Raw genomic sequence first — 12,485 nt, forward strand, 5'->3', positions numbered from 1 at the left:
ACGAAATCCGACTCATCAATAAGAATAATTATTCTCGAATAATCCACGTCTAATTACTCCCCGCTCCGAGCCCGCATTTTCCAATAATCTGACTGATAAGAGTTAAACTCTTTGGCCTGTTTTGTCAATGTTTTTGCATTCAAATCCATAGGAACTGAAACATAATCAGTCGTAGGGTTTCTGTATTCTGCAGAGTCTTTGTAACGGGTATACCTAAAGCTTTGAGCGGCATTGGATGGGACGTGAAGAACACTGCTATTCTGGCTATGGAAAACAGATCCAACTTCTGCAAGTGAACCACGAGTACCAGCGAATCCATTAACTTCAGTTTGCGAGAGATGATGTAACTCAACTGATTTCCCATCATACCCAATTGGTGCTCGACCCGAGGCCATCCTCTCAAGGTTTGAGCCTTGAACAGTTTTACCTCGTACTCTCCAGGTCGATAGGGCCTCTGGGTCAAAGAGGTCGTTACGTTGATAAACAGTCCTATCTAGAACTGTTGTTTTATTCCAAAAAACACCAGCTTTAGGCGTTGTACTTGTAACATCACTACCCGCCGTCGTACCCGTACCAGCAGAACCTGGCCCTTTTGCACCTTTAGACGGCCCCTCTATGACATTTCTTTCAACCAGCGTACCCGCTTCGTTATCAGTGCCGCCACCAAATACAGGTTGGCCCTTCGTCGCAGCATTAGGATTAACACCGTTCTTTATTACCGACGACAGCTCTCCAGATAACGCCTTCCCCCCATAGTGCGCGACTGCCAACTCCGCCAGCGACTCAGCAGCTCTCTGGCTGAGATCCCCCAGGGGGCTTGCTTCGCCGGGGTATTGCTCTGGGTGAAGCGAAGCTAAAACTCGCCCGCCCTCCGTAGATGTGTAAGGTGCGCCAATCTGATCATATGAGGCAGCCGCACCTGCAAACGCGACAGTGCCCATCGCGCCGAGGGCGAATGGCGCAGCGCAACCAACAATACTCACACAAGCAGGGGAGGCACCAACCATACCAATGTAAGAAAGAGTGCCAGCTCCCGCCCCGCCTGCTGCGCTTGCGGCGTACCCGACGTTCGTGAATAACTCGTTGTTTACACTAAGCGCGTCGTCTATTCGATCCTTGAAGGTGTAATCAAATTGCCCCGTGCTTTTGAGTAACGCAATTTCCTTGGTAAATTCATTACCCTTGTTTTCCAACTCAACAAGCGTTTTGTAATTTTCGTCACTTTTAGGAACAGACGCGCTGCAGTGGGTCAATGCACATGCCGCAGCGTCATATTTAGCCTTGTTCTCAGGGTCGCGTCGACGTAGCTCATCCAGTGCAACGGTCTGCATTTCGTGAAGCGAATGGTTGTACTGCGTAGCATTTTTCGCCACCCAGCCGCCCTTTTCCAAGGATTCAGCGTCAGCGTCTTTCTGCGTCGCCGCTGCGAGCACTCCAATCACTTGTGAGCTCATGGAGAGCAATGTCTTATCGCCATGAACCAGAGAGCTCAAGTGCCCAACTACCGCTTCGTTAACGCCCGCAGCCAAAGCACCTGTTTTGAAATCGCCTCCTGTTGCCTCTGCAAGCAAGCCACCCACCATGGCATGCACAATGATTTTTGGCGGATAGCCTTCGGTCAACCGACCTTTTGTATAGTCTCCAACGGCATTGAAACTGACCGCCGCCAGCGTATTGAATAACGCGCTTTTGAGTGCGTCACTGCCACTGCCACCTTGCCCTAACGCCTTGCCAACAAGCATTGACGTGCCGTTCTGCAAAGTTTGACTCGCAGCAAACTGACCAACCCCAGTCCATGTATTCAAAGGCGGAGACGTAATGTTCCCTGTTCCGTACTCAGTCTTGGTCCCCGTCCAACCATCGAAATAAGCAGCTGTCAGGCCGGCTGTAACGCCAGAAATCACGTACCCCTTCATTGCATCTGACGAGGTCACGTCCTTGAATACCGCGCCCAGGTTGCCCCGATTATTAATGACGCTAACCGTTGCGTTAGTTGCTGCTCCCGCTGCGACTGCACCTGATGCCGCACTAATGAAGGTTGCGGTATTCGCCGTCATTGTTCCGGCAGCAACCATTCCGCCAGTAGCGGTGCCCATCGCGCCCGCGGCCAATGGCCCAACCACCGCCGCCATCACAATCGCAATAATGATCTGCGAAGCAGGCCCCAGGCCCGAGTTGCTGTACTTGAAGCTGTCGTGGATCTCCTTGACCTGCCTCCAGTCCACATCACCACGCTTCTCAGCATCCTTGATCCAAGCCAACTGTGGATCGGCCTTAACCATCGCATCGATGGATTGGCTGACTGTCTCCTGATTGACCTGGTTAATGTCGATCTTCAAACCGGCGACAGCTTTAATCGCAACATTGCCTTCAGCAATCAGCTGACTCTGGCGGACGGTTTCGTCGGTGTTGCCCTTGCCCTTGGAGGAAACCCAAAACGCGTTGTTATTGCTCTTCTCATGGCTCTCCTGATGCAGATCCTTGACCGCTTCAAAAGTAATCGCGCCACCACTATCCAGGGTGATGTCCTTGCCGCTTTGAAGCTTGGCAAGTTGATAGGTCTGGTCGCCTGCACTCTTGAGGGTCAGGTCGCCGCCGGTCTTGATTTCAGTGCCGACGTTGGTAATGCGCGTTACCTCATCGCGCTGGGTCTTTTTGGAACCCCAGCCGCTGTTTTTCTTCATGTCATACAGCGTGTGCGTGCTGTTCTCAGCCGCCAACAAACTCAACTTATCCCCGCTATACAGATAAGCCTCATTTCCCGCACTGATCCTGCTCGCCACCAGCGTCGTGTCACGCCCGGCCTGGCTGGTGAAATCCCCACCCGCCGTCAGCACGCTCGCCACTTGGGTGGTCTGCTCATCCGCTGTCTTGATGCGCTTCTTGCCGTGCTTCTCCTTGCCTTCGACGTTGTGCACATCGCTGACCGACGCCACGTTGAAGTCACGCCCAGCGTCGACGTTGAAGTCTTTGCCAGCGGTGGCAGTGCTGCCGATGATGTTGACGTCCTGCCCGGCCTTCATGTTCAGGTTGCCGCCGGCGGTGACGGTGGCGGCGAGGTTTTTGACGTCGGTGGTGATGCTGGATTTCTCGCCGCCGTCGCGGATCTCGTGCTTGACGCTGGTGTCGCTGGCGGCGATGAGGTTGAGGTCGCGGCCGGCGGTGAGGTTGGCGTCGTTGCCCGCTACCAGCGCGCCTCGGTTGGTGAGGTCGCGGCCAGCGTCCATGGCCAGGTTTTCGCGGGCGACGATGGTGCCGCCGCTGCCGTCGGTGAGGGTGCGCATGCCGGCGCCGTCACGCACCTGGATGGCGGTGGTTTCGTTGGTGATGTCGCCTTTGAGCGCCGTGAGGCTGACTTGCTTGCCGCGAATCTCGCCGGCCATGGCGTTGCGGATGCTGTCCTGGGCCAGCAGGCTCAGGTTGTTGCCGGCCTCGACCAGGCCGCCGGTGTAGATGCTGCCGCTGCTGACGGCGGAGAGGTTGTTGCTGGCGCGCAGGGTGCCGACGTTGATCAGGTCGCCGCCGGTGACCAGGTTGAGGTCGCGGCCTTGGATCAGGCTGTTGCCGCGCACGTTGCGCGACTCGGCCTGGGCCAGGTAGAGCACGGGCACGAGGACGGTCTGGCCGTCGATGACGCGGTTTTCCATCCACACGATGTCGTGGGTCAGGGCGCCGACTTGCTGGCTGGTGAGGGTGACACCCAGGCTCAGGCGCAGCGCGTCTTTGCTGGCCAGGGCGTTGTCCATCAGGTAGCGGAACTGGTCGGCGTCGCTGTACAGGCCGCCGGCGAGGAAGCGTTGGCCGGTTTGGGCGAGCACGGCGTCGCGGATCAGGCGGGTTTCGTATTGGCCATCGCCGAGGCGGCGCCAGGCGTTGTCGGAGCTGAAGCCGAGTTTGCCGAGCATGTAGTCGGAGCTGAAGAAGCCCGTGAGGGAGGCGAACTCGGGGTTGGTCTCGATCAGGTAATGGCTGGTCGGGTCAGGATTTTTAACGAACAGGCCGTACTCGCCCTTGGGCAGTTGGAAGTTAGGCGAGGTGGTCGGGTCGACCGGGGCGAAGGCGGTGCCGGTGTAGTCCACGGGCACGAAGCCGCCGCCGGGGGCCGCGCCTGCTACGGGCAGGATGCTGCCGGCGGCCTTGGCGCTCGGGTCGTTGGCGTGTTTGCTCAGGTTGATGTTGATGCCACCGACGGGGATGCCGGTCTGGTCGTCGCCGAGGGTGCCGGTCAACTGGGCCAGGGTGTTGTTGTGCAGCGTGCCGTTTTGCAGGGTGCGGGCGACGTTGAGGTTGACCGTGCCGCCGGCTTGCAGGGTGGCGTCGTAGCCGGGGCCACTGTTGTTGGTCCAGGTGGTGACGTCGCTTATGTGCTCGAAAGGATAGCTATTGGGTGAGCGGTTTTTCAGCTCTTCAAAGCGCGCCTTATCGAAATGCCCAGCCGCCGTGGCCGCATTGAAAGCGGGAACGTCGACCCATTGCATGCGTTCAAATAAATCGTCGGAGACACGTCCTGGCGTGGTGACGACAATCTTGCGCTGCCCTGTGCGCGTGGCGGCACCCTGGTTAAGCAGGTCACCGGCGGCAATACTCAGGTCGCCATTGGCAGCCATCAGGCTGTAGCGATTCTGCACATTGTCGCCTTGCAGCAGCATGTTTTTGCCAGCTACCAGGCGCGCCGCTGCCGAATCCTTGGTCGCCGCCTCAAGGTGGGTCTCGTAGATGGTGATGATGCCTTTTTCCCACCAATCTTTTTCGCCGCAGTGCTGGCCACAGATCCAACTCAAGCTGCCGGTGGTCAGCGTCTGCCCGAGTTCGAATTCATCTTTGGCGTTTTCGATAAAGCCCGCATTGATACCGATCGAGCCTTCGCTTTCCACGGTGCCGGAACGGTTACTGAACAGCGCGGCACGGCCGCCATCGCGCGCGGCGAAGCTCAAGTCGCCTTTGCTGTAGACATCGCCATGAAGGTTGCTGAAACCATTGGCGCGCAGAGTCAGGTTGCCACCGCTGAACAGCAGCGAATCGGCCGCGTTGGTGATGCCATTGACCGCAGTGAGATTTACCGCACCCTGGGCGCCGAGGGTGCCGCGGTTATTGATCTGCGCCGCGGCGATATCCAGTTGCTGACGCGCAGTGAGGAAACCGAGGTTGTCCAGGGTGCCGCCCAGTGTCAGGCGGGTATTGTTGGCCGCCAGGCGGCCGCCGTTCTGGCTGAGGTTGTTCGCCGCCACGGTGAGTGTCTGCAGGGCCGACACGCGACCGCTGTTGCTCATGTCGCCAGTGGTGATGCTCAGGTCACCGTCGCTGAGCAGTTCGCCGCCGTTGTCCAGGCTTGCCACATTGAGGACCAGGCCCTTACCGCTGGCCATGCGGTCGCCGGCCTTGAGGGCCAGGCCTTGAGCACTTTTGTAGGTAAGCACTTCGTTGAGTTGCAGGCGACCGAGCCCGTCGACTTTGCCGAACGCCCAGTCGGCGGTGCCCATGCCGTTGATAGTGCCCTGGCTGCCGTTGAGGCTGGCGGTGTTGATGCGAAACAGGCCGCTGCCGGCGTGCTGCAACAGGCCGGCCTGGTTATTCAGGCTGGTGGCGTCGAGGCTGAAGGCCGTGCTGCCGAATTCGAGGGTGCCGCCCTCGTTGTTCACCGCGCCGCTGAGGTTGAGGCTGCTGCTGGCACCGCCAAGCGCGCGCAGTTGGCCGTTGGCGCTGTTGTCCAGGTTGCCACCGTTGAGGCTCAGCCCCTGGTTGGCTTCGATCAGGCCGCCCTGGTTGGTGAGGGTGTCGCGTGAGGTCAGGTTGAGCAGGTTGCCGCTGACCTGGCCGCCCTCGCTGTTGTCGAGGGTGGCGCCGCTGACGGTCAGCTGTTCTTTACCGAACAGTTTGCCGCCACGGTTGGCCAGCGCTTCGACGGTCAGTTGCAGGTTGCCGACCAGGCTCGCCATCAGGCCGCCGCTGCCGTTGTCGACCTTGTCGGCGGTGACGGTCAGGCTGTCACCTTGCACCGTGCCGCCCTGGTTATCCAGGCTGGTAGTGTGCAACTCGGTGAGGGCGCCGCCGCTGAGGATCAGGCCCTTGCGGTTGCTCACATCCTGGCCGCTGAAGCTCAAGCCCCCGGCGCCGGCCAGCAGTTGGCCATCGTCGTTGTTATTCAGGTGCTGGGCGGTGATGTCCAGGCGCTTGCCACGCAGGGTGCCGCCGCTGTTGTCGAGGGTGGTGAGTTGCTTGACCAACACACTGCGCTCGCCCGCGTCGATCTGGCCGCCGACGTTAGTCAACAGGTCGCTGACGTTGAGCACCACGTCGCCGCCATCGCTGACCAACGCGCCTTTGTTGCTGTTGGTAAAGCGCTGCGCCGTCACATCGACGGTTTGGCCGAGCAGGATGCCGGCACTGTTGTCGAAACGCTCGCCGCGCAGTTGCAGCAGGCCTTCGCTCTGGATGCGGCCCTGGGCGTTGAGCAATTGGCCCGGGCCTTTGAGCAGCAGGCTTACGCCCTGGGCGCCACCGGCGAGCAAGCCGGCGCTGCGGTTGTCGAGGCCGGAGGCGCGTACGTCGAGTTGGTCACCCAATACGCGTCCGGCGCGGTTATCGATATCCCCACCGGCGACGTCGAGCAGCAATTGTTTGCCGACGATGACGCCGCTCTGGTTATCCAGGTTCGCGGCGTGCAGTTCGATATTGCCCTGCCCGGCCTGCACACGGCCCTGGGCGTTATTGAGCTGTTGTGCGGCGGTGAGGGTCAGCTTGCCGGTGTCGGCGCTCAATACGCCGCCGGCATTGCTGCCGAGGGTGCCGGCGTTGACGGTCAGGTCGGTGCTGGCCTGGGCGAAACCCTGGGTGTTGTTGAAGCCGTTGCTGACGGTGAGGTTGAGCGCGCCGCCGTCGGCCTGGATCAGGCCCTTGAGGCTGTTGTCGAGCTCGGTGGCATTGACGGTGGCGGTCTTGGCCACCAGCACGCCGTTCTGGTTATTGAGCTTGCCGGCGTTGAGCGTCAGCTCGTCGGCGATGATTTGCCCGCCGCTGTTGTTCAGGTCGGCACTGGTGAGTACCAGGCTGCCGCCGGCCATCTCGATACGGCCCTGGTTGTTCAGGGATGCGCTGTTGAGCGTGGCGGCCTGGCCTTCACCGAAGCGAATCAGGCCGCCGAGGTTGACGATGGCCGGCGAGTTGATCGCCAGGCTCTGTTCGCCGAACAGGCGCGCGGTGGCGCCCTGGTTGGTCAGTTTGGCGCTGCTGACGTCGACGGTCTTGGCCTGGATGATCGCGCCCTGGTTGGTCAGCGCCTGCGCGGCGCTGATCGCCAAGGCGCGGCTGGCCAGCAGGTTGCCGGAGGTGGTGACGGTTTGCGCGTTGACCACCAGATCGCCGGTGGCGTTGCGGCTGTTGTCGGAGGCGACGCCGGCTTCGACGATGCCGGGGTTGGTGACGGTCGCGGCGTTGAGTTCAATGCGCTGGCCGGCCGCCACGCTCTTCTGGTTGACCAGGGCCTGGGCGCTGGTGATCTGCACGTTGCCGGTGGCGTAGACCTTATCGGTGAGGTCGACGTTCTGCGCAGTGACCTTGACGTTACCGGTGGCCGCCGCCTGCGCCATGCTCAAACGCCCATTGGCATCCAGCTGAATATCCCCACCACTGGCCGCCAGCGTGCCGTCGAACTTAACGCCCACACCCGCCTCGGTGCCCACCAGCTTGATCGCGCCGGCGTACATGCCGCCCAACGCGCTGGAGTCGATCGCCAGTTCGGGCTTGGCGCTGCCGTCGTCGGCGCGCGGTGTGGTTTTCAGGCTTTGGGCGTCCACATCGTTGCGCCCGGCGATTACGTTCAGTTCGCGCGCGTTGATCTGCGCGTTGATCTTGGCCGAGCGGGTGATGATGTCGAAGCGGTCGACATTGCTGGCGTTCAAGCCTTCGCCGTCGATGGTCACGGCGCCGCCTTCGACCTGGTAGCTTTTCAGTTGGCCGTTCGCGTCGAGCACCGGCTTGCCGGTGGTGAGGGTGACGTTCGGCGTGTTGATAAAGCCGCAGCCGCTGCAGGTGACGCCGTACGGGTTGGCGACGATGACTTTGGCCGACTGCCCCGCCACTTCGGTGTACCCGCGCAGTTGGCTGGGGTTGCTGCCGGTGACTTCGTTGAGGATGACGCTGGCCGCGCCGCCCTTGAGGTTGGGGTTGCCGACGATGTAGCCGCCCAACTGGGTGTTGGTCACCGCGCCGCTGGCGTTGTTGAGGATCACGCCGTTGGGGCCGACGTTGTATTGCTGGAACTGGTTATGGGACAAGCCGGCGCCGTTGGGCGTGGCGATGTTCACCACGGGCACGCCATTGCCCGCCGCGCCAACAGTGGTGCCCGGCGCGCTGACCACAATGCCTTCGGCCTGGGCCAGCAGCGGCTGCCAGAACAGCGCGTTGGCCAGGATCAACGCCAGCCCGCGCTTGGGCAGGCCGAAGAACGCGTCGCGCGGCTTCAAAGCGGCGGAAGGTTGGCGGGCCAGGAAGGCAAATTGGCGAACATCCATTGTCAGATTCTCATTGCGGCGGGGCGTTGAATTACAGGAAGAAGTCCATACGGAAGTAGATCGGCGCTTCGCGCTCGCTCACTACGGCCGGCCTTTCCAAAGAATGGGCAAAGGTCACGCTGGTGCTGACGTGCTTGCCCCGGGCGAACAGTTCCAGGGAGTTGCTGGACACGCGGCCATGCACATCGCCGTTGTAGCGGTCGTTGCTGATCACGCCCTGGTCGTAGCCGACGCTGGCGCCGTACTCGGCAAACGCCGGGCGCAGCCAATCCAGGGTCACCGGGCGCGCCCAACGCACCTCGTTGCGCCAGTAGCCGCCGCTGTCGCCGGTCAGTTGCTGATCCTTGAAACCGCGTACCGAGGCCGAGCCGCCCAGGCTCACGCGTTGCGGGCTGAACAGAATGTCTTCGCTGCGCTGACCGGTGGCCAGGCTGGAAAAACTCAACGACTCGCCCCACAGCGTGAACGGCTGCAGATAGCTGACAGTGGCGGTGTATTTGCGGTAGCGCGAATTGGCCTGGCGGTTGCCGAACTGATCGCGTTCTTCTTCAGACTGGGCATCGAGCAGGCCGATGCCGTTCTGCATGCCCAGGTCGAGGTTGACGAACGCAGTGCCGATGCGCCGACCGTGGTTGATGCCGAACTGGAGTTCGCTGAGGCGGTTGCTGCTCGCCTCGGTGCGCGTATCGAGGATGTAGTTGTTGGTACGCAGATGGGCCAGGCCGACGTTCACCGAGGTCTTGCTCACGTCGTCGCGGTGGATCACCCGCTCGGCGCGCAGTTGATGGTTCTGGTTGTCGCCGTCCTGCTTGAATTTGAAGTCGTTGGTGTGGCCGTAGGTGCGGTAGTCGCTTTCGCTGTAGGTGTAGCTGAAGTTCCACCAGCCCCACGGCACGTTGTAATACAGCATGCTGTTTTTCGAGGTTTTCTGGTGGTCGCTGACCGCATCGTGGCCGCCGCGCAGGATCAGTTGGTCGGCCAGGCCCAGTGGGCTGTCCCACTCCAGGCCGGCGCCCCATTGCTGTTCGCCGGTGCTTTTCTGGCCGTCGTTGTTACGCGACAGGCTGGCGCGCCAGGGCTTTTGCGGGGTGTTCTTGACCACCACATCACTGCCGCCGATCTGCTGGCCTGGGGTCAGTTCCATCTGCGCCTGCTTGGAGGGCAAGCGATTGAGTTGATCCACCAGTTGCTCGATTTCGCGCAGGTTCAGCGCCTCGCCGACCTTGCCGGGAAAGGCCATGGCCAGTTCGCGGTCGGTGACGCTGCTGCCCTCGGCGCTTTTCAGCGCTTCGAGTTTGCCTTCGACCACCAGCACTTGCAGGTGGCCGCTGGACAGGTCTTGCTGCGGCAAGTAGGCACGGCTGGTGACGCGGCCTTTGGCGATGTAATAGTCGGTGATGACTTTGAGCAGTTCGTTGAGCTGCGACACGCCCAGGCACTGGCCCAAATAGGGTTTGAGCAGGCGCGTGCGGTCGGCGGCGGACAGGCTGTCGGCGCCCTTGAGTTCGATGTCTTGGATCGGGAAGCAGCGAGTGTCTGCCGGCGTCGTCGGAGCGGCGGGCTTGGTCTGTTTGCCGGGCAGGTCCTGGAGTTCCTGCAGGCGTCGGCTCTGCTCTTCGAGCAAGCGATTCTGCCGGTCGCGGATCAGGTCCTGGTCCCCGGGGGTGGGGGCGGCGGTGGCGCTGTTCATGCTCAAGCAAACGAGCAGGAAAGTGCATAGAAAGTACCGAGTCCGTGGTAATAACAGAGACATGTTCGATCCGTCGAAAATCAAGGGGGCGCAAACTAACATCGAACTTGCGCTAGCCCAAGCTAATGAGCTAGTTGTATGACCGCACTTATTTAGTTTGCAAGCCCTTGATTAATAACAATAAAAACCAATCAAAAAGAGCATGCGCAGATTAACGGAACAATTATTCCGACCAGTGGCTGCACTTTTTGAATATGAGTCGACAACAACTAATTAGATGCCATTATTTAGCCATCAAGTTATTGCCGAGATAGGTTAGTACCGAGAAAGACGGAAAAGTTCGCGGGCGTTTTGTGAATTGGATCCCATTTGTCGGTATTCCAATGCAACGCCGCTAGAGCAGGACCCGCCAGCGTTGGCGTGGTGAGCCCGCTCACCACACCGTCAAGACTGCACGGTTTATCTGACGCTTTGATCTTTTTCCTGCCCGGGGACCAGGGTCAATGCCGGGCGTTCCACGTCGCGGGAGACATGGGACCTCACCTCTTCGACACCGCCCTCTTCGTCGTTGTGGATAACCAGTACGCCAGGGCGGCGCAGTTGCTCCAGGTCGCCGGCACCCAATTTGAAGCTCTCACTGAGGTGCTGGTCGCTCAAGGCGTTGGCTTGTGCGCGGCGTTGGGCGAACTTGCGGCCCTTGCGTTGCTGATAGCGCGCCCAGCACACCAGGATTACCGCGTTGAACAACGCGATCCACAGGTAGATCTGCAAGGTGTTGAGCGCTGCGAAAATCGGCGCTTCGATACGCGGGCCACCGTGGGTGTCGAGCATCGAGGTGATACCGCGTGCCAGCAGCCAGATCAATCCGGCCCAAGCCATCAGGGTCAACAGCACATCGATAATCCACATCACCAGGCTTTGGCGAGTTCTGACCAGGTGCATGATCACGCCTCCTCACTGACAGGTTTGATACCACGGTCCGGGCTGACCCAGCGCGCGCGTTTCTGATGTTGGTTGAACAACACCTTGGGGAAACTGACCAGCGTGGTAAACAGGCTGACCAACCAGAACACCATCGGGTACCACACGGTCCAGAACAGGGTTTTCCACAGGTCTTTCTCGTAACGGCGGTCGATGATGATGCTCACCGCGAACTGCACCAGGCAGACCATCGCCAGGACCAACCCGGTAAAAGCCGGCGGCATCAGAGCGTCGACGGCGATTGCCTGTGGCAGCGCAATAAACTTGCCCACGCCCCAAAAGATCACCGACAGCAGGAAGGTGAACGCCCAGCCGGTGGACAGGCAGTACTCGAACAGCAGCGGCCACAGATAGCGGTGACGCCACTGCCAGATGCCGCGGATATTCTTGAACAACACTTCGGCGCCGCCCTGGGCCCAGCGCAGGCGCTGCTTCCACAGGCCGCCGACGGTTTCGGGCATCAGGATCCAGCACAGCGCGCGCGGCTCGTAGAAGATGGCCCAGTGATCCAACTGCAGCTTCCAACTCACGTCGATGTCTTCGGTGATCATGTCGGTGCTCCAGTAGTCGATGCGGTCCAGCGCCTTCTTACGGAACGCTACCACCACCCCCGACACCGTGAAGATCCGGCCGAACACGCGCTGGGTGCGCTTGATCAAACCGATGATCGACGAGAACTCACCCACCTGGACGCGACCGATCAGGGTCGACCGCGTGCGAATTCGTGGGTTGCCGGTGACGGCGCCCAGGCGTGGGTTGTCCAGCATTGGCGCCACCAGATAAGCCGCCGCGTTTTTGTCGAGCAACGCGTCGCCGTCGATGCACACCAGGTATTCGCTGCGTGACGCCACGGCCCCCATGCGCAGGGCAACGGCCTTGCCCTGGTTCTGCGCCAGGTGCAACACGCGCAAGCGTGGGTGTTCCAGCGCCAGGGCATCGAGCACCGCCGCGGTGTTGTCTTTGGAGCCGTCGTTGACCGCGATCACTTCAATGTTCGGGTACAACTGGCCGAGCGCCGCATGGATGGTATCGGCGGCGTTATCCCCTTCGTTGTAGCAAGGGATGATGATCGAGATCAGCGGGTTGCCGGCCAGGGTCGGCGCCGGGGTGTCTTCCTCCCAAGGCCAGTGGCGCTCCCAGTGCAGCCAGAAGTACAGGCCGCCGGCAATCCACAGCGCCGACATAAACAGCGGGTAGAAGAACACGAAGTCCATCAGGAACTGCCCGGTGACCAGAAAGATCAGGCCCAGGGGCACGCCCAACACCAGCGCCAGTACGAATAAAGCCAGGATTCTGTCGAACAT

The 12,485-nt window shown here is 60.7% G+C and carries 4 protein-coding genes; all 4 read right to left on the bottom strand.

Annotated elements, in window-relative coordinates:
* Positions 1 to 53: 53 nt before the first annotated feature.
* Entirely contained in the window at positions 54 to 8,510 is an 8,457-nt protein-coding gene (locus YA0848_RS01495) for a two-partner secretion domain-containing protein (protein ID WP_169903692.1), read from the bottom strand.
* 31 nt (positions 8,511 to 8,541) lie between these two features.
* The gene (locus YA0848_RS01500) at positions 8,542 to 10,263 is read right to left on the bottom strand and encodes a ShlB/FhaC/HecB family hemolysin secretion/activation protein (protein ID WP_169903693.1); all 1,722 of its coding nucleotides are present in this window, start codon (positions 10,261 to 10,263) and stop codon (positions 8,542 to 8,544) included.
* Positions 10,264 to 10,659: 396 nt separating this feature from the next.
* Positions 10,660 to 11,142, bottom strand: coding sequence for a poly-beta-1,6-N-acetyl-D-glucosamine biosynthesis protein PgaD (gene pgaD, locus YA0848_RS01505; RefSeq protein ID WP_034095273.1), 483 nt, complete (start codon positions 11,140 to 11,142; stop codon positions 10,660 to 10,662).
* A 2-nt stretch (positions 11,143 to 11,144) separates the two neighbouring features.
* Complete coding sequence (gene pgaC, locus YA0848_RS01510) at positions 11,145 to 12,485, bottom strand: poly-beta-1,6-N-acetyl-D-glucosamine synthase (protein WP_169903694.1); 1,341 nt, start codon at positions 12,483 to 12,485, stop codon at positions 11,145 to 11,147.

Source organism: Pseudomonas sp. S4_EA_1b (assembly GCF_016307435.1).
Classification (GTDB): Bacteria; Pseudomonadota; Gammaproteobacteria; order Pseudomonadales; family Pseudomonadaceae; genus Aquipseudomonas; species Aquipseudomonas rhodesiae.

Coding starts and splice junctions, on each gene's coding strand:
- pgaC (WP_169903694.1), bottom strand. CDS start 12,485: ATGTTCGACAGAATCCTGGCTTTATTCGTACTGGCGCTGGTGTTGGGC.
- pgaD (WP_034095273.1), bottom strand. CDS start 11,142: ATGCACCTGGTCAGAACTCGCCAAAGCCTGGTGATGTGGATTATCGAT.
- YA0848_RS01500 (WP_169903693.1), bottom strand. CDS start 10,263: ATGTCTCTGTTATTACCACGGACTCGGTACTTTCTATGCACTTTCCTG.
- YA0848_RS01495 (WP_169903692.1), bottom strand. CDS start 8,510: ATGGATGTTCGCCAATTTGCCTTCCTGGCCCGCCAACCTTCCGCCGCT.